The organism is Lysobacter firmicutimachus, from assembly GCF_037027445.1.
Classification (GTDB): Bacteria; Pseudomonadota; Gammaproteobacteria; order Xanthomonadales; family Xanthomonadaceae; genus Lysobacter; species Lysobacter firmicutimachus.
Map to the genome: position 1 here is coordinate 782,275 of NZ_JBANDL010000002.1, position 16,874 is coordinate 799,148.

The window sequence follows — 16,874 nt, forward strand, 5'->3', positions numbered from 1 at the left end:
CTCAGGCCGCGTGCGCCTGCTGCTCGACCAGGGTGCCCTTGTCGAGGTGCAGGGTGTGGGTGGCGTACTCGGCGGCCTTCGGGTCGTGGGTGACCATGACGATGGTTTTGCCGTGTTCGCGATTGAGCAGCTGCAGCAGGTTGAGGATTTCCTCGGCCGAATGACGGTCGAGGTCGCCGGTGGGTTCGTCGCAGATCAGCAGGGTCGGGTCGGAGACGATCGCGCGGGCGATCGCCACGCGCTGCTGCTGGCCGCCGGACAGTTCGTTCGGGCGGTGCTTGCCGCGTTCGGCCAGGCCCACCAGCTGCAGCGCGATCTCGGCGTTGCGGCGGCGCTGGGCGGCGCCGAGGTGGGTCAGCAGCAGCGGCAGTTCGACGTTCTTCTGCGCGTTCAGCGCCGGCATCAGGTTGTAGAACTGGAACACGAAGCCGACGTGGCGGCTGCGCCACTGCGATAGCTGGCCGGCGCTCATGCGGTCGATGCGCTCGCCTTCGACGGTGATCTCGCCGCTGCTGGGCGTGTCCAGGCCGCCGATCAGGTTGAGCAGGGTGGTCTTGCCCGAGCCGGACGGCCCCATCAGGGCGACGAAATCGCCCTTGGCGATGTCCAGATCGATGCCGTGCAGGACTTCGACCTTTTCCGGCCCGCGCTGGTAGGTCTTGGTGAGGTTTTGGATCGAAACCAAGGTGTCGGCCATCGTCGAAGTCCTCGTGCATGTTGCGGAGAAGGAAGCGGGGCGCGCTTGCCGCGCCGTCCGCGTGAATCGATTGCGATCAGTCGCTGTTGTCCGACGAACCGGAGTCGGCGTTTTCGACACGCACCGCAGCGCCGTCGCTCAAACGGTCGGGCGGCGTCAGTACCACGGTCTCGCCGCCGCTCAGACCCTGGGTCACCTCGCGGTCCTCGCCGAGCTTGCGGCCCAGGGTCACCGCGGTCTGGCGGGCTTTTTCGCCCTCGACCACGAACACGACGTCGCGGCCGTCGCGCTGGGCCAGCGCCGCGGCCGGCACCATCGCGCTGGGCTTGGCCTGCACCGCCTGGACCGGCTTGGCCGCTTCCAGGAAGCTGACCCGCACGCCCATGTCGGGGACGATGCGCGCGTCGCGCAGCTTGATCGCGATGCGCACCTTGACCGTGGCCTTGCCGCGGTCGGCGGCGGGGATGATGGCGATGACCTCGGCCGGGATCTTCCAGTCCGGGTAGGCGTTGAGCACCGCTTCGACCGGCATCTTCGGCTTCACCCGGCCGATGTAGGCCTCGCCGACGTCGACTTCGATCTCCAGCGAGTCCATGTCGACGATGGTGCCGATGCCGGTGCGGGTGAAGCCGCCGCCGGCCGACAGCGGCGAGACGATCTCGCCCGGCTGCGCCGCCTTGGCGGTGACCACGCCGGCGAACGGCGCGCGCACCACGGTGTTGTCGACGCCGATGTCGGCGATGCGCAGGCTGTCGCCGGACACCTCGACGTTGCGCTGCGCGGTCAGCAGCTGCGCGCGCAGCGCGTCGCGCGTGGCCACCGCCTGGTCGTACTGGGCCTTGGACACCAACTGCTGCTTGGCCAGGGTGGCCAGGCGGTTGGCGTTGGCTTCGGCCTCCTTGAGCTGGGCCTGCACGCGCGCGGTTTCGCTCTGCGCGGCACCGAGCTGGGCGGCGCTGAGTTCGCGCTGGGCGTTGGCGTCGATCGGGTCCAGGGTGGCCATGACCTGGCCTTCCTCGACCCGCTGGCCTTCCTCGATCAGCACTTCGCGCACCTTGCCGGTGATCTTGGCCGAGACCGTGGCCATGCGCCGCGCGACCACGTAGCCGGTGGCGTCGAGCACCGAGGCGCCGGCCCCGCCGCCGCCACCGATCGCGGTGACCGTGGCGGTGTCCACCGGGGTCGCGGCATTGCGCCCGAACAGCGCCCAGGCGGCGACGCCCAGCACCAGCACGACCAGGCCGATCAGGCCGATGACCAGGCCGCGTCCCGGGCCGGATCGCTCCGGCGGACGGTTGCGGTCGATGCGAAGTTCTTTCAGCAGATCAGCCGATGCACTCATGATCTCAACCAAGACGCCAGAACCGGCTTAGTGTGACCGCGGCGCGGTGACCCGCCAACCTGTGAAAAGTCAGGTTCTGTCAGTCCTGCAGTCGTCGGTTTTTCATGACATCTGTCACGCAACGGGCTCGGTCAGAAGCCAAACTTCTCCGGCCCCCTTCCAAGGAGGAACGGCGGAAGCCGGGTGGGTCGCGTTGCGTGCGCGAAACCCCGTCTCGTTGGGACGAGGGAGCGGTGCGCGGCCCCAGTGTGCTTCCGAGGGGGAGGACGCGAGGGAGATTCGCTTGCCGCGGGAGGGGCGGAAAGCGAATCCTCCCTGGCCCCCTCTTTCAAGGGGGAACAGCAAAAGAGGAACAGCAAGAGCGGAACAGCAAGAGCGGGGGCGGTTCCCGGCGGTTGCGACCGGTGACCGCGGCCCGCGGCTTAGACCGCCGCGCGCGCCTTGAGCATCGCGTACGCGGCGCGCAGGCCCTGCGCTTCGCCGCCGGCGGGACGGCCCGGGCGGTCGGCGTCGTTCCAGCTGTACACGTCCAGATGCGCCCACGGCAGTTCGGCCGGGACGAAACGCTCCAGATACAGCGCTGCGGTCACCGAGCCGGCCATCTTCGACGGGCCGCCGTTGGCGAGGTCGGCGATGTGGCTGGTCAGGTAACGCAGGTAGGGACGCCACAGCGGCATCCGCCACAGCGGGTCGCGCTGGGTCTGGCCGGCTTGCAGCCAGGCTTCGGCGACTTCGTCGCGGTTGGCGTACAGCGCCGGCAGGTCCGGACCCAGGGCGATGCGCGCCGCGCCGGTCAGGGTGGCGAAGTCGAGCAGCAGCTCCGGCGCCTGTTCGGCGGCGTAGGTCAGGGCGTCGCACAGGATGACCCGGCCCTCGGCGTCGGTGTTGTCGATCTCGACGCTGACGCCCTGGCGGGTGGCGATGACTTCGCCGGGGCGGAACGCGTTCGGGCCGACCGCGTTCTCCACCGCCGGCACCAGCAGGGTCAGGCGCAGCGGCAGCTTGCGCGCCATGATCAGCTCGGCCAGGGCGATCGCGTGCGCGGCGCCGCCCATGTCCTTCTTCATCCAGCGCATGCCGTCGGCCGGCTTGAGGTCCAGGCCGCCGGTGTCGAAGCACACGCCCTTGCCGACCAGGGTGATGTGCGGATGGCGTTCGTCGCCCCAGCGCAGCGCGATCAGGCGCGGCGCGCGGTGCGAGGCGCGGCCGACCGCGTGGATCGCGGGGAAATTGCGCTTCAGCAGCTCGTCGCCGGCGAACACTTCGACCGCGGCGCCGTGGCGCTGGCCGATCTCGCGCGCGATCGCTTCCAGCTCGTCCGGGCCCATGTGCTCGGTCGGGGTATTGACCAGGTCGCGCACGCGCAGGCTGGCGGCGATGAGGGCGAAGCTTTCGCCGTGGTCGGCGCCGGCTTCGACCAGCAATTGCGCCGGCGCGCGCGGCGCCGCCTTGTAGCGGTCGAAACGGTAGCTGCCCAGGCCCCAGCCGATGCGCAGCGCATCCAGAGTGGCGGCGTCGTACTGGCCTTCGGCGCGCCAGCGCCGCGCCGGCAGCGCGAACGGGGCGTGGCCGTAGGAATACGGGTCCAGCGGGTCGCCGATGCCGAGCACGCCGGCGACGATGCGGCCGTCGCTGCCGGGCAGGGTGGCGGCGGTGCCGGGCGAGCCGTCGAAGCCCTGGCCGTCGAGCCAGGCGGCGGCGGTATCGGCCAGCGATTCGCGCCAGGCCTTGAGGCTGTTGCGGCTGACCAGGACCAGCGGCAGGGCGTCGCTGGCGTCGTCGGTGAAACCCAGGGGCAGAGTCATGCGGCAGCGGTATCCGTGCGGTGGCCCGCGTCGAGCCAATCGGCCAACGCGGCGAGGGTGGTGAATTCCAGGTCCGGGCGCAGCCCGGCGTGGGGCCAGTGGCGGCCTTCGCGGTTGATCCAGCAAGTACGCAGCCCGGCGCGTGCGCCGCCGACGATGTCCAGCTCGATGTCGTCGCCGACGTGCAGCACTTGCGCCGGCTCGACCCCGAGGCGTTCGCAGGCGGCCAGGAAGATGCTCGGGTCGGGCTTGGCCCGGCCGTGCTCGCGCGCGCCGAGCTGGAAGCGGAATAACGGCATCAACCCGATCCGTTGCAGGTCGGCGTTGCCGTTGCTGAGCGCGGCCAGCGGCACCCGCCCGGCCAGGCGCGCCAGCGCGGCCTCACTGTCGGGGTAGTGTTCGACCTCGCAGCGCGCGGCGAAGAACGCGTCGAAGGCGGCGTCGACCAGGGCGACGTCGTCGCCGGATTCGCGCAGCACGTGTTCCAGGGTCAGCCGGCGCTGCTGGGTGAAATCGTGGGCCAGGTCCGGGCGTTCGGCGGCGATGCGATCGCGCAGCGCGCGCATGGCGTGGACCGGGAAACGCTCCGCGGTGGCCGGCGCGTGCCGGCGCAGCCAGTCGTCGAGGGCCGCCTCGGCGCGCACCATCACCGGCGCGATCGGCCAGATGGTGTCGTCGAGGTCCAAAGTGATGGCGCGGACGGGAAAGCTCATGCCGGCAGTTTAACGCGCCCGGCCGCGGCGGCCGGCACCGCGGTCGCGGACCGGCGCGGTCGCGGCCTCAGGCGCCCGTGCGGGCCAGCCGGCCGGCCCGCTTCGGCAAGTCCGGCGCCGCATTCATTCCAGCAGCCGCGACCAGCCCTCCAGGCCGTCGATCCGCGCCAGCACCAGCTTCACGCAGACCAGCAGCGGCACCGCCAGCAACAGGCCGACGATGCCCCACAGCCAGCCGAACAGCATCAGCGCCAGGATCAGCACCAACGGCGACAGGCGCATGCGCCGCCCGAGCACGATCGGCGTCACCGCCTGCGACTCGATCGTGTGCAGCAGCAGGTAGACGCCGGCCGGCAGCAGCGAGGGCCACAGCTCGTCGAAGGCGACGAAGCCCATCAACAACATGATGACGATGCCGATCAGCGGGCCGACGAAGGGCGCGAAGTTGAGGGTCGCCGCCATCGTGCCCCACAGCAGCGACTCCGGCAGCGGCACGCCGAGCGCGTACAGGGCGCCGGCCAGGGCCAGGCCCAGGCCGGTGTTGATCAGGCTGATGGTCAGCACGTAACGCGAGATCTCGCGCTCGATCGAATGCAGGATGTCGATGGTCAGCTTCTTCTGCTGCGGCCCGGGCAGCAGCGCGATCGCGTTGCGCTGCAGTGTTTCGCCGTACACCATGAAGAAAAAGGTCAGCAGGATCACCGCCAGCACCTGCGCCAGGTACTTCGGCGTCGCGGTCAGCGAGCGATAGGGGTCGTTGAGTTCGGTCTTGACCACCTGCACCGGCTTGGCGGTGCTCTCGCCGCCGGCGGCGCGGGCGATGTTCTGCGCGGCGCGGTTGGCGTCCTGCATCGGCTTGGTCATCTGCCGCAGCTTGGGCGCGAGCTGCTTCATCTCGCGCGGCACCTGCCGCACCCATTCGCCGGCCGGCTCGGCCAACTGCAGGGCCAGCACGCCGGACACCGCCAGGCCGCCGGCCAGCACCAGCACCGCGCCGACGAAGCGCGGCAGGTACAGCTTCTGCAGCAGGCGCAGGATCGGATTGCCGACCAGGGCGAAGAAGGCGGCGAGCAGGATCGGCAGGATCAGCTCCTGCGCCGCCCACAAGGTGAAGCCGACCGCGAGCGCGGCGAGGATGCGCAAGGACAGCGGCGCGCGCGGGCGCGGCAGCGCCGGTTCGGGCGAGGCGGCGGGCGCGGGTTCGTCGGCGGCCGGCGGCGCCGGCGCGTCGGCGGCCGGCGGCGGGTTGGGGGTGCTCAAGGCGGAACCGTCAGGCCTGTTCGGTGGTGGAACTGTGCGCCTTGCCGCGTTTGGACGCCACTGCCGTGTAGCCCGGCGCGACGGTCGCTTCGGCCGCGGCCTGGGCGCTGTCGGCCGCCTGTCCGGCCTCGCCGGCGGCGCGATCGGCCTGGTCGGCCGCCTGCTGCGCGCTGCTGCCGGCGAACAGGCCCGACAGCAGGGTGAGCAGTTGCATCAGGTGGCCGCTCTTCGCCGCCAGCTTGACCGGCTCGGCGCGGCCCACGACGAAGCCGGCGGCCAGGCCGGCGACCACGATCCGGCCCGGCGTCCAGGCTTCCTGCCAGCGCGCCTTGAGTGTGTTCTTGCGTTCCAGCGCCTGCTCGTAGCGGCCCTCGAGCAGTTGCTCGCGCTTGGCGACGCGGCGTTGCAGGCGTTCGAACCGGCTCATGCGCGCTCCTGGCGACGCGCGGCGTCGGCGGCGAGGTGGGCCTGCAACTGGTCTTCGTCGAGGTCGCCCAGGCCGAGCCGGCGCAGCTGCCGCCGGGTGGCGTGCAGGCGGGTGTATTCGAAGTAATGGATCGCCCGCCAGACGCCGACCGCGGCGACCGCCAGGCTGAGCCCGGCGGCGGCCGACATCGAACCCAGCCAGGACCAGCCCAGCACGCCCTGCAGCAGCGCGATCAGCGCCGCCATCAGCAACAGCCAGGACGAGGCGCCGAACACGATCGCCACGCTGACCCACAACAGGGCGCGGCCGAGCGCACTGCGGGCCAGGGCGAAGTCGGCGATCAACAGTCCGCGCAGCGCGCGGCCGGTGTCGATCGCCGCTTCCAGGCCCTCGCGGCCGGCGTCGCGGATTTCGCGGTAGGCCTCTTCGATCGACGGCGAGCGCGGACCCGGCGCGGCCGGGTCGGGCGCCGCGCCGTCGTCGGGGGCGGGGTCGTCCGCGGGGCGATGCGGATCGCTCACGCTTACTTGTCGCTGCCGCGGGCCAGCTTGGCGATGATGAAGCCGGCGGCGAAGGCGATGCCGAACGAGGCCAGCGGACGCTCGCGGACCAGGTCGGCGGCGCTTTCGATCAGGTCGCGGCCCTTGTCCATCAGCGCGTCGACTTGCTCGCGCGCGGCGCCGCCGGCGTGCTCGGCGGCGGCGATCCCGGCCAGGGCGCCGTCGGCCAGGTCGGACTTGACGTTGGCCTTGCCGATCTTGAGTTCGTCGCCGGCCACGCTGGCGGCGCTGCGGATCGCGTCGCCGGCGTCGACCGCGGCCTGCTTGAGGTGGGAACCGGCCTGGCCGAGGTTGCTCTTGATCGCGTCGGTCGAGGTGGGGGTCATCGGGGTCTTCCTCCGTGCAAGGGACGAACCGCGGAACGAATCCAGGGTTCTGGCGGACCGCGGTCGGGCGCGGGCCGGAGCCCGGTTCCTAGGCGGCGAGGGGCGCCGCATCGTGCGGCGCGCGTTCATGCCGTTCGCGGCGGCGTGGCGCCCCGCGACGTTACTGCATTTGCAGGTCGCCGCGGCGGTTGCCGCGCACGATACGCAATACCAACTGTGCCGGGGTGCGCGTGAAGCTGGCGCGGAAACCCGGCAGATCGTCGAATTCGCCGCTGGTCGCGGCGACGATGATGTCGTCCTTGCGCAACTGATTGGCCTCGGCGCGGCTGCCGCGGGCGACGCTTTCGACCAGCACGCCGGCGTAGCCGGACTGGCGCAGGCGCTCGGGCATCTCGGCGAAGGTCGCGCCGGTCAGGCGCGGGTCGAGCTCGCCGCCGGCGATCGCCTTGGGTTGCTCGCGCAGGCTGGCGTTGAGCTGCAGCGACTGGCCGTCGCGGCGTACCTCCAGGACGATCTTGCTGCCGATCGCCTGCAGGCCTTCGAAGTTGCGCAGCGCATCGCGGTTGTCGATGCGCTGGCCGTTGGCGCTGAGGATCACGTCGCCCGGCTTGAGCCCGGCCGCAGCCGCGGCGCTGCCGCCGAACACGCGCGAGACCAGCGCGCCGCGCGGTTCGTCGAGCTTGAGCGCGGCCGCCAACTGCGCGGTCACGTCCTGCGATTCCAGCCCCAGGGTGCCGCGCCGGACCACGCCGTTGTTGGCGATCAGCTGGTCCTTGATGCTGCGCGCCAGGTTGACCGGAATCGCGAAGCCCAGGCCGATGTTGCCGGCCATGCTGCCTTGCGGGTTGAAGCTGGCGGTGTTGATGCCGATCAGCTCGCCGTTGAGATTGACCAGGGCGCCGCCGGAATTGCCCGGATTGATCGAGGCGTCGGTCTGGATGAAGTTCTGGTAGCCCAGGCCGCGCAGGCCGCTGCGGCCGACCGCCGAGACGATGCCCGAGGTCACCGTCTGGCCGATGCCGAACGGGTTGCCGACCGCGACCACGAAATCGCCGACCTTGAGCGCGTCGGAATCGGCCAGCTGGATGGCGCTGAGGTTCTGCGCCGGAATCCGCATCACCGCCACGTCGGTGTCCGGGTCGGAGCCGAGGAACTCGGCCTTGACCGTGCGCCCGTCGGACAGGGTCACCGAGACCTCGTCGGCGCCTTCGATGACGTGGTGGTTGGTCAGCACGTAGCCGTTCTTGGCGTCGATGATGACGCCCGAGCCCAGCGACTCGTTGATCCGCTCCTGCGGGATGTTGGGGAACATGCGGCGGAAGAACGGATCGTTGGCGAACGGGTTGCGGATGCGCACGGTCTGCTTGGTGTGCACGCTGACCACCGCCGGGGTCACCCGCTGCAGCATCGGCGCCAGCGAGGGCAGGACCTGGCCGCCGACCGAGGCCGGCAGGGCGGCGGCGGTCGGCAGCGGCATCGCCGCGGCCGCCGGCGATGCGTGCGCCGGCGCCTGCAGGCCGTCGCGGATCGCGGTGGCGGCGAAACCGCCGAAGGCGGCGGCGAGGGCGAGGGTGAGCAGGGTCGGCAAGGGGCGCATCGTGTAGCGATTCCGGTCGGCGTGGTCGGGATGGGCGGTCGATACGGTCGAGATCGTGGCGGCGGCGCGGCCGATCAAGCCTCGCCGGCGGATCGCGCCGCCGGCTTGGACCGCGCCGGCCCGATCTGGTTCAGTCTTCGCGCCAGTGTCGGAGAGCGGCAATAAATAGCCGATGAAGTGGCTGCCGCGAACCCGGTTCGGCGCGGCCCGGCGGGCGTCGCCAGCAGCCTTCGCCGGCGCCGCGCCGGAACTGCGATGCGTGCCCGCGCGGACACTGATAAAGCGTGATAGCCATCAAAAAGGCGTTGACTTCCCGAAAGGGCGGGCGTAGTTTGAAGTCCCTGCGGGGCCACAACATCTAGTGGTCGGCCCTGCGGAGGGAGCCCAAGCTTAGGGGTTCGGCTTGGGTCGGTTGGGCGTCGCCTTGACAGCGAGCGGGCGCATGACAGCTACGGGCGCGAACCTCGAAACACCACCATAAACAGCCGCACGCGGCGCGTAACCACGCGCTCGCGCGCATTGCCGTCGGCGGGGGGCTGGCGGCGAACCGGTGTCCGGGAGGCGCCTCCGGAGGCCGGTCGCAAGACCGCTACACGACCTAGACGAAACAAGCGTTACACAAGACGTTCCGGTACCGACGTTCGACCCCCTCGCCGCCGCGCGCGCCGAGCCCCGACCCGGTTGCCACGTATAAGAAACCACCGATGGCGGGCGCAACCCAACGGCCCGTCGTCAAGATTGAGGAGACGAAACAGGCATGAGCACGGTGCGCCTCGAGGCGGTCAAGAACGCGGCGGTGGAACGAGACATCGCCCTGCAACCCGCGTCCCAGGACATCTGGGACAAGAAATACCGCCTCAAGACCAAGAGCGGGGAGGCCGTCGATGCCGACATCGACGGGACCTACCAACGCGTGGCCCGCGCCCTGGCCGATGCCGAGCCGAGCGCCGAGAAGCAGCAGTACTGGTACGAGCGCTTCGTCTGGGCGCTGCGCCGCGGCGCGATCCCGGCCGGCCGCATCACCTCCAACGCCGGCGCGCTGGAGCACAAGCCGGCCACCTCGACCATCAACTGCACCGTGTCCGGCACCATCGAAGACTCGATGGACGGCATCCTGGAGAAGGTCCACGAGGCCGGCCTGACCCTCAAGGCCGGCTGCGGCATCGGCTACGAGTTCAGCACCCTGCGCCCGCGCGGCGCCTTCGTCGCCGGCGCCGGCGCCTACACCTCCGGTCCGATGTCCTTCATGGATATCTACGACAAGATGTGCTTCACCGTGTCCTCGGCCGGCGGCCGCCGCGGCGCCCAGATGGGCACCTTCGACGTCAGCCACCCGGACGTGAAGGACTTCATCCGCGCCAAGCGCGAAGACGGCCGCCTGCGCCAGTTCAACCTGTCGCTGCTGATCACCGACGGTTTCATGGACGCGGTCAAGACCGATGCCGACTGGCCGCTGGTGTTCCCGGTCAACATCAAGGAACAGGGCGACCTGAACCTGGACGACGCCGAACAGGTGGTCTGGCGCGACTGGCCGACCCACCGCAACTACATCGTCCGCGACGACGGCCTGGTGGCGTGCAAGATCTACGGCCACATCCGCGCCCGCCATCTGTGGGACATGATCATGGTCTCGACGTACGACTACGCCGAGCCGGGCTTCATCCTGATCGACCGCGTCAACGAGATGAACAACAACTGGTGGTGCGAGACCATCCGCGCCACCAACCCCTGCGGCGAGCAGCCGCTGCCGCCGTACGGCGCCTGCCTGCTGGGCTCGGTGAACCTGACCAAGTTCGTGCGCAACGCCTTCACCGACCGGGCCGAGTTCGACTGGGAGGAGTACAAGGAAGTCGTGCGCGTGTTCACCCGCATGCTCGACAACGTGGTCGAGGTCAACGGCCTGCCGCTGGAACAGCAGCGCGCCGAGATCATGCGCAAGCGCCGCCACGGCATGGGCTTCCTCGGCCTGGGCAGCACCGTGACCATGCTCAAGATGAAGTACGGCTCCAAGGAGTCGTGCGAGTTCACCGAGCGCATCGCCCGCGAAATGGCCGTGGCCGGCTGGGAAATGGGCCTGGCCCTGGCCAAGGAGAAGGGCGCGGCGCCGATCATGGACGAGATCTTCGCCGTCACCGCCGAGATGCTGCGCAAGCGGCCGGAGATGAAGGCCGACGGCTGGAAGGTCGGCCAGGAGATCCCGGGCAAGGTGCTGCACGCCAAGTACTCGCGCTACATGCAGCGGGTGGCCGAGGTCGCCCCGGAACTGGTCGAGGAGCTGGCCGACGTCGGCGCCCGCTTCACTCACCACAGTTCGATCGCCCCGACCGGCACCATCTCGCTGTCGCTGGCCAACAACGCCTCCAACGGCATCGAGCCGTCGTTCGCGCACCACTACAGCCGCAACGTGATCCGCGAAGGCAAGAAATCCAAGGAAAAGGTCGACGTTTACTCGTTCGAGCTGCTGGCCTACCGCGAGCTGATCAATCCCAAGGCGATGCCGTTCAGCGACGAAGCCGAGGCCAAGCTGCCCGACTACTTCATCGCTGCCGACGACATCACCCCGAAGGAGCACGTCGACGTCCAGGCCGCCGCGCAGAAGTGGGTCGACAGCTCGATCTCCAAGACCGCGAACGTCCCGACCGACTACCCCTACGAGGACTTCAAAGACATCTACCGCTACGCCCACGAGCAGGGCCTCAAGGGCTGCACGACCTTCCGCTTCAACCCGGCCGCCTTCCAGGGCGTGCTGGTCAAGGAAGCCGACCTGGAGAACACCACCTACCGCTTCGAGCTCGAAGACGGCAGCGTGCTCGAGGTCAAGGGCAACGAACAGATCGAATACGACGGCGAGCTGCACACCGCCGCCAATCTGTTCGACGCGCTCAAGGAAGGGTATTACGGCAAGTTCTGACGGCGACCGCCGCCGCCCCGCCCGCTGCGCCGGGCGGGCGCGCGACGGCTCCGTCCGGTCGGCGGCCGCACCGCCCGCACGCGGACCCCGGGCCGGTCCGCGGGCAACTTCCAGCCAGGCCCTGGCGTGTGGAACCGGCCACTGTTCCGCGCGCGCGAAGCAGGTATAGCATCGTCACGGCAACACCCCGATTGCAGTAACCGCATTCATCGCCCAGAGCAGTTTGCCCACCAGGAGGGCATCATGAGCAACGGTAATGGAGTGACGGCGACGCTGACCCAGGCCGCCGAGAACGTGAAGGAAACCGCGTCCCACATCGGCAGCGCGATCGCCTCGCGCGCCGAGGAGGCCGTGGCGTCGGTCAAGAAGACCGCCACCAAGGCGCGCAAGGCGGCCAAGAAGGCGGTGGGCACGGCCAAGAAGAAGCTTGCCAAGGCCAGCGCCAAGGCCAAGAAGGAAGTGTCCGAGCTGACCGGCAAGAAGACCGCGAAGAAGGCCACCAAGAAGACCGCGAAGAAAGCCGCCAAGAAGACCGCCGCCAAGAAAGCGGTGAAGAAGGCGGCGAAGAAGGCCCCGGCCAAGAAGGCGGCCGCCAAGAAGGCTCCGGCGAAGAAAGCCGCCGCCAAGAAGGCGCCGGCCAAGAAGGCCGCGTCCAAGAAGACCGTAAAGAAGGCGGCCAAGAAGGCGCCGGCGAAGAAGGCCGCCAAGAAGGCCGCCAAGCGCTGATCCGTCCCCTCCCTCTCCCGCGGCTGCGGGAGGGGGCTAGGGCGGGGCCGCTCCGGAGCCGCCGGCGGCCGCCGCCGCAACACCCACAAGAACAAGCAATACAGCACCAGGAGTCGGGCCCATGGCCGTCAAGATCGAGAAGAAAATCAAGGGCTACAGCGTCGTCACCCCGGAAGACAAGGCGAAGGAGGCCGCCGCCAAGTCGGCCGCCGCCAGCGCCGCGTCGGCCAAGGCCGAGGAATCGCCGGCCGACAACGTCATCCAGATGCACGAGCGCATCGAGCGCCCCGAGATCCTGATCGGCTCGACCTACAAGATCAAATCGCCGCTGTTCGAGCACGCCCTGTATGTCACCATCAACGACATCGTGCTCAACGCCGGCACCGAGCACGAATCGCGCCGTCCGTTCGAGATCTTCATCAACTCGAAGAACATGGACCACTTCCAATGGATCGTGGCCCTGACCCGGATCATGTCCGCGGTGTTTCGCAAGGGTGGCGACGTGACCTTCCTGGTCGACGAGATGAAGGCCGTGTTCGACCCGCGCGGCGGCTACTTCAAGGCCGGCGGCGTGTACATGCCGTCGCTGGTCGCCGAGATGGGCGCCATCGTCGAAGACCACCTCAAGTCGATCGGCATGCTGCACGACCCGGAGATGAGCGACGCCCAGCGCGCGCTGATCGCCGAAAAGCGCCGCGCCTACGAAGACCGCGCAAAAAAAAACTCTGACGTAAGCCAGACGGCCCCGCTCGCCGACGACGCCCGCAACGAAGACGTCGCCGTCACCGGCGAAGGCGCTTCGTTCCCGCCCACCGCGACCATGTGCCACAAGTGCAGCACCAAGGCGGTGGTGATCATGGACGGCTGCGCGACCTGTTTGAACTGCGGGTACAGTAAGTGCGGTTGATGCGCGGCGGGTGAGGCGGGCGCTGCGGCCTTTTACGCGGGCGCCTAAAAGTCGCTAGTACTCCATGGGGCTCTCCGGGGCCCCATTTCTTTTCCGACGAATTCCTTCTGCCAGATAAGGCGGTCGCGCTGGCTGCGACAGGTCGCGATGCGAAGTTCGTTTCCCTGTCCGCGGATCGTCTCAACGACGGAGATTTGCCTGGCGCATACTTACCGAGGGGACGTTGAATGTTCGCGCGAATTCGGGGTCTGCTCGCCGTCGCGCACCTAGGCAGGGTCCGGGCCGAGAAGCAGGGCCACGGGTGAGGCAGGTCCAGTGCATGCGGTGAGTGCGGCTGCCAGGAATGGTTCGTCGGTGCGATGGGCCAGGCTACGCCGCGTCGCACGGCCGCTTGCGCGATGTCTGTCATCAAGCACGGATACCTTTGGCGGACGATGCTGCCGTCGCAGCCGCTTTCATGATATTGCGCGCTCGGCGCGCCGCCGCCGCACAACGCAAGCGGCGGCGGTGGGCCGAACCAAGAACGGACTCAATCACATCAACAGGGAGAAAACGCAGTGATCAACAATACGATGAAGGTATCGTTTGGCATGGCCCTCGGCGCCATCGGCGCATTCGCAATGCAGGCACAGGCCGCATCGCTGGACCCGACGTTCGGTACGGGAGGCATCACCTCCACTGCGTTCGGCAACTACGGCGCCGCCGCCCGGGTGGCGATCCAGCCGGACGGGCGGATCGTGGTCGCCGGCCAGACGGCGCTCGGCGAATTCGCGCTGGCGCGTTATACCGCCAATGGCGTACTGGATACGAGCTTCAACGGCACCGGCAAAGTCGCTACCGCGCCCTCCGGCAGCTGCTCGGGGCAGGCGCGCGCGCTCGCCCTGCAGGCGGACGGCAAGATCGTCGTGGCCGGCACCTCGTGTCCGAACTTCACCTCCACCCGCAACTTCACGGTTTATCGCTACAACGCGGACGGTTCGCTGGATGCCAGCTTCGGCAGCTCGGGCAAGGCGACGGTCAACTTCTACGCCGGCGCTTCGGAGGCCTATGCCGTCGCCGTGCAGGGAACCTCCATCTGGGTCGCGGGTTATGCCGGCTCCGGCTTTGCGTTGGCGCGCCTCACCAGCGGCGGCACCTTGGACTACAGCTTCGGCGGCGGCACCGGCACCGTCACCTCGGCGGTCGGCACCGGCTCCGCGTTCGCCAACAGCCTGGTCATCCAGGCGGACGGCAAACCCGTGCTGGCCGGCTACGCGTCGAGCGGCGGCACCGTGTTCGCGTTGACGCGTTACACCACGAAGGGCGTGCTGGACACCACGTTCGGCACTGGAGGCAAAGTCCTGACCCATGTCGGCGGCACCTCCGCCGGCAACGCCGCCATCGCCACCTCGCTGGCGATCCAAAGCGACGGCAACCTCGTCGCCGCCGGCTACGCGAAGGGTGCGAGCGTCGACACCTACCGATTCGCCGTGGTCCGTTACACCAGCGCCGGCGCGCTGGACAGCTACTTCGGCTCCGGCACCGGCAAGGTGCTGACCGCCATCGGCAGCGGCGATGCGGTCGGCAGCGATGTCGCCATCGACGCCAACGGCGGAATCGTCGTCGGCGGCTACTCCCAAGCGGGCATCTACCGTCAGTTGACCTTGCATCGCTACGATTCGTTCGGCAATCCGGACGCCAGCTTCGGCCCGGTCGTCACCGCCGTCGGCAGCGCGAATGCCGCGGTTCAAGGGCTCGCCATGCAAAGCGACGGCAAGATCGTCGTAGCGGGCTACGGCAACTCGCCGGCGGCTTTCGTGGTGGCGCGTTACCAGTAGGCCGACGCTCGCAATCGCAGACCCAATGGCTGCATCGGGAAAGCCCCTTCTCGCCCCCCTCCCGCACGCCGCGGAGGGGGCGGGTTCGTGGCCCGGCTGATTCCGAGCCGACCGCGCGGGCCAGCGAATGCGCCGGCCCGCGCCAATCAATCGGGACGGAGGGATCTGTCGATTCCCTTCGCCCCTGCAGTCCGCAACGTCGGCTACCGCTTCGACGTGGTTCCTGCCGATTGCAGGCTATGCCCCCGGCGATGGCGCTGCACGTCTCCGTCCGAGTGGCGCACTTCCAGCGCTTCCACCCGGCCGTTGGCATTGCGCTGGAACACCACGCGCTGGCTCGGGTTCTCCAGCACGGCGAAGCTGTCGTTGCCCAGCGGCAGCAGCGTGCGCACGGGCCGACGTCCCTGCTGCAATACCAGGCGATCCTGGGCGGTGCCGACGGTCATCATCCCGTAGGTGCCGGCATAGTCGTCGGCTGGTACAGGCGGCGATGCCCCGGCTTCGGCGCGCAACGCGTCCAGGGCCCAGCGGGTGTCGATGGCCGACTCCGGCGGCAGGCCTTTGCCGAGCGCCGCCTCCAGCGCCAGGCGACGCGCCGTGACCAGGGCGGCCGCCGGCTCCGCCACGACGTCCGGCGTCACGCCGCGACCCTCCCAGTTGGTCTTGGTGATCGGATTGATCGGCGTGGCAAAGGACACGAACACCGAGAACCCACGCCCCGCATCGACGTCGCCGCCCGGATTGGCGGCGCCCATGCTCGCTTCGCCGACGACGGTGGCGCGCTTGGCGCTCTGCAGCGTGTACGCGAACGCCTCCGCAGCCGACGCGGTGCGCGCGCTGGTCAGTACGAACAGCGGCGTATCCAGGCGCGGCTGCGGATACCAGTCGAGCGGCGCTTCGCTCATCGTGCGATCGCGGCCATGGAAGGTATTGAAGATGTCCGCGTCCTTCCTGACGAAGGCGCTGCTGAGGTAGCCGACCATCTGCGGGGCGCCGCCGCCGTTGTCGCGCAGATCGATGATCAGCGCATCGGTACCGGCGAGCAGCTGCAATGCCGCTTCGATGGCCTGGCGCTCGGGCTGCCCGGCGACGCCGAATTCGAACGGTGCGAACCCGCGCAGATCGATATAGCCGACGTTGCCAGGCAGCACCTCCGCGCGACGCACCCCGTAGTTGCCGCGACGGTGCTTGGCCTGCGGCTGCGTCGGCGACATCACCGGGCTATCCGCGGTCGCCTGCGCACGCGGTGCGTCCGTCCAGCCCACGCGGAAGTGCCGGTCGAACGGCTGCAGTTTGACGGTCAATGCGGACGCGAGTTCGCGTTTTTCGGTGAGCGTGTCGAACTCGCCCTTCGCCGCTGCGCCGCGCAGGTCGGCCGCGATCCGCCTGGCCCGCGCTTCGTCGAAGTAGTTCTGCTCGATCGCGCGCGCCACGTCTTCCACGTGCGAGCGAGGCGACTCGCGTGCCAGGCCGGGAAAGGCGTATGACAGAAGGGCAAGTGCAAGCCCGGCAAAGGCGGGAGTATTGCGCATGAGGTTCTCCTTGGTCGCTGGTGAGCGGTGCGATCAGGGAGATACCGGGACGTGTCGCCCGGTTGCAGCTCGAGGCGGCGGCGGTGAGGGTTTGGGACGAACCGTCGTTTCCGAGGGCCGAACGGCCATCTTTGGGAAGAAGGGAGTTGCCGTTTCGGCATCGGTGCGCACAGCGCGGAGGGCGCCGGTCGGGCTGTAGGCGTTGGGGCCGCCAGGGCGGGCGGCACAGGGCCGCCGCCTTGTTCGGAATGAGC

General features: G+C 69.2%; 13 protein-coding genes and 1 pseudogene. 4 read left to right on the forward strand and 10 right to left on the reverse strand.

Annotated features, from left to right (window positions below; genetic code table 11):
- Position 1 precedes the first annotated feature (1 nt).
- The 9 genes and pseudogenes from V2J18_RS03340 to V2J18_RS03380 form a co-directional block, all read right to left on the reverse strand.
- A complete protein-coding gene (locus V2J18_RS03340) occupies positions 2-697 on the reverse strand; it encodes an ABC transporter ATP-binding protein (RefSeq protein ID WP_064745880.1) in 696 nt (231 codons plus the stop codon).
- A gap of 76 nt (positions 698-773) precedes the next feature.
- Entirely contained in the window at positions 774-2,039 is a 1,266-nt protein-coding gene (locus V2J18_RS03345) for an efflux RND transporter periplasmic adaptor subunit (RefSeq protein WP_064745881.1), read from the reverse strand.
- 422 nt (positions 2,040-2,461) lie between these two features.
- A complete protein-coding gene (locus V2J18_RS03350) occupies positions 2,462-3,844 on the reverse strand; it encodes a leucyl aminopeptidase family protein (RefSeq protein ID WP_336130968.1) in 1,383 nt (460 codons plus the stop codon).
- Positions 3,830-4,557 (reverse strand): annotated as a pseudogene (locus tag V2J18_RS03355) (HAD family hydrolase); the annotation flags it as partial. The pseudogene V2J18_RS03355 and the gene V2J18_RS03350, both read right to left, overlap by 15 nt.
- Positions 4,558-4,680: 123 nt before the next feature.
- On the reverse strand, positions 4,681-5,817 hold the full coding sequence (locus V2J18_RS03360; RefSeq protein WP_425605934.1) for an AI-2E family transporter: 1,137 nt from the start codon (positions 5,815-5,817) through the stop codon (positions 4,681-4,683).
- 10 nt (positions 5,818-5,827) lie between these two features.
- Entirely contained in the window at positions 5,828-6,244 is a 417-nt protein-coding gene (locus V2J18_RS03365) for a hypothetical protein (protein WP_064748756.1), read from the reverse strand.
- Positions 6,241-6,765: a hypothetical protein gene (locus V2J18_RS03370; RefSeq protein ID WP_064748757.1), complete on the reverse strand. Its 525-nt coding sequence runs from the start codon at positions 6,763-6,765 to the stop codon at positions 6,241-6,243. Before V2J18_RS03370 ends, V2J18_RS03365 begins: the two co-directional genes overlap by 4 nt.
- Positions 6,766-6,767: 2 nt before the next feature.
- Positions 6,768-7,130 carry a hypothetical protein gene (locus tag V2J18_RS03375; RefSeq protein WP_064748758.1) on the reverse strand — a complete coding sequence of 121 codons (363 nt, stop codon included), beginning with the start codon at positions 7,128-7,130 and terminating at the stop codon, positions 6,768-6,770.
- Positions 7,131-7,290: 160 nt separating this feature from the next.
- Complete coding sequence (locus V2J18_RS03380; RefSeq protein WP_064748760.1) at positions 7,291-8,727, reverse strand: Do family serine endopeptidase; 1,437 nt, start codon at positions 8,725-8,727, stop codon at positions 7,291-7,293.
- Positions 8,728-9,484: 757 nt separating this feature from the next.
- Here V2J18_RS03380 and V2J18_RS03385 point away from each other — a divergent pair.
- The 4 genes from V2J18_RS03385 (at position 9,485) to V2J18_RS03400 (ending at position 15,088) form a co-directional block, all read left to right on the forward strand.
- Positions 9,485-11,638, forward strand: coding sequence for an adenosylcobalamin-dependent ribonucleoside-diphosphate reductase (locus V2J18_RS03385; protein WP_064748759.1), 2,154 nt, complete (start codon positions 9,485-9,487; stop codon positions 11,636-11,638).
- Between the two features lie 243 nt (positions 11,639-11,881).
- Complete coding sequence (locus V2J18_RS03390) at positions 11,882-12,364, forward strand: hypothetical protein (protein WP_336130970.1); 483 nt, start codon at positions 11,882-11,884, stop codon at positions 12,362-12,364.
- A gap of 121 nt (positions 12,365-12,485) precedes the next feature.
- Complete coding sequence (locus V2J18_RS03395) at positions 12,486-13,271, forward strand: TSCPD domain-containing protein (protein WP_336130971.1); 786 nt, start codon at positions 12,486-12,488, stop codon at positions 13,269-13,271.
- A 572-nt stretch (positions 13,272-13,843) separates the two neighbouring features.
- Positions 13,844-15,088, forward strand: a complete 1,245-nt coding sequence (locus V2J18_RS03400; RefSeq protein ID WP_336130972.1) for a delta-60 repeat domain-containing protein — start codon at positions 13,844-13,846, stop codon at positions 15,086-15,088.
- A gap of 203 nt (positions 15,089-15,291) precedes the next feature.
- On the opposite strand, the gene V2J18_RS03405 is transcribed toward V2J18_RS03400, so the two are convergent.
- The gene (locus V2J18_RS03405) at positions 15,292-16,620 is read right to left on the reverse strand and encodes a S41 family peptidase (protein ID WP_336130973.1); all 1,329 of its coding nucleotides are present in this window, start codon (positions 16,618-16,620) and stop codon (positions 15,292-15,294) included.
- Between the last annotated feature and the right edge of the window lie 254 nt (positions 16,621-16,874).

Coding starts and splice junctions, on each gene's coding strand:
- V2J18_RS03340 (WP_064745880.1), bottom strand. CDS start 697: ATGGCCGACACCTTGGTTTCGATCCAAAACCTCACCAAGACCTACCAG.
- V2J18_RS03345 (WP_064745881.1), bottom strand. CDS start 2,039: ATGAGTGCATCGGCTGATCTGCTGAAAGAACTTCGCATCGACCGCAAC.
- V2J18_RS03350 (WP_336130968.1), bottom strand. CDS start 3,844: ATGACTCTGCCCCTGGGTTTCACCGACGACGCCAGCGACGCCCTGCCG.
- V2J18_RS03365 (WP_064748756.1), bottom strand. CDS start 6,244: ATGAGCCGGTTCGAACGCCTGCAACGCCGCGTCGCCAAGCGCGAGCAA.
- V2J18_RS03375 (WP_064748758.1), bottom strand. CDS start 7,130: ATGACCCCCACCTCGACCGACGCGATCAAGAGCAACCTCGGCCAGGCC.
- V2J18_RS03380 (WP_064748760.1), bottom strand. CDS start 8,727: ATGCGCCCCTTGCCGACCCTGCTCACCCTCGCCCTCGCCGCCGCCTTC.
- V2J18_RS03385 (WP_064748759.1), top strand. CDS start 9,485: ATGAGCACGGTGCGCCTCGAGGCGGTCAAGAACGCGGCGGTGGAACGA.
- V2J18_RS03390 (WP_336130970.1), top strand. CDS start 11,882: ATGAGCAACGGTAATGGAGTGACGGCGACGCTGACCCAGGCCGCCGAG.
- V2J18_RS03395 (WP_336130971.1), top strand. CDS start 12,486: ATGGCCGTCAAGATCGAGAAGAAAATCAAGGGCTACAGCGTCGTCACC.
- V2J18_RS03400 (WP_336130972.1), top strand. CDS start 13,844: ATGAAGGTATCGTTTGGCATGGCCCTCGGCGCCATCGGCGCATTCGCA.
- V2J18_RS03405 (WP_336130973.1), bottom strand. CDS start 16,620: ATGCGCAATACTCCCGCCTTTGCCGGGCTTGCACTTGCCCTTCTGTCA.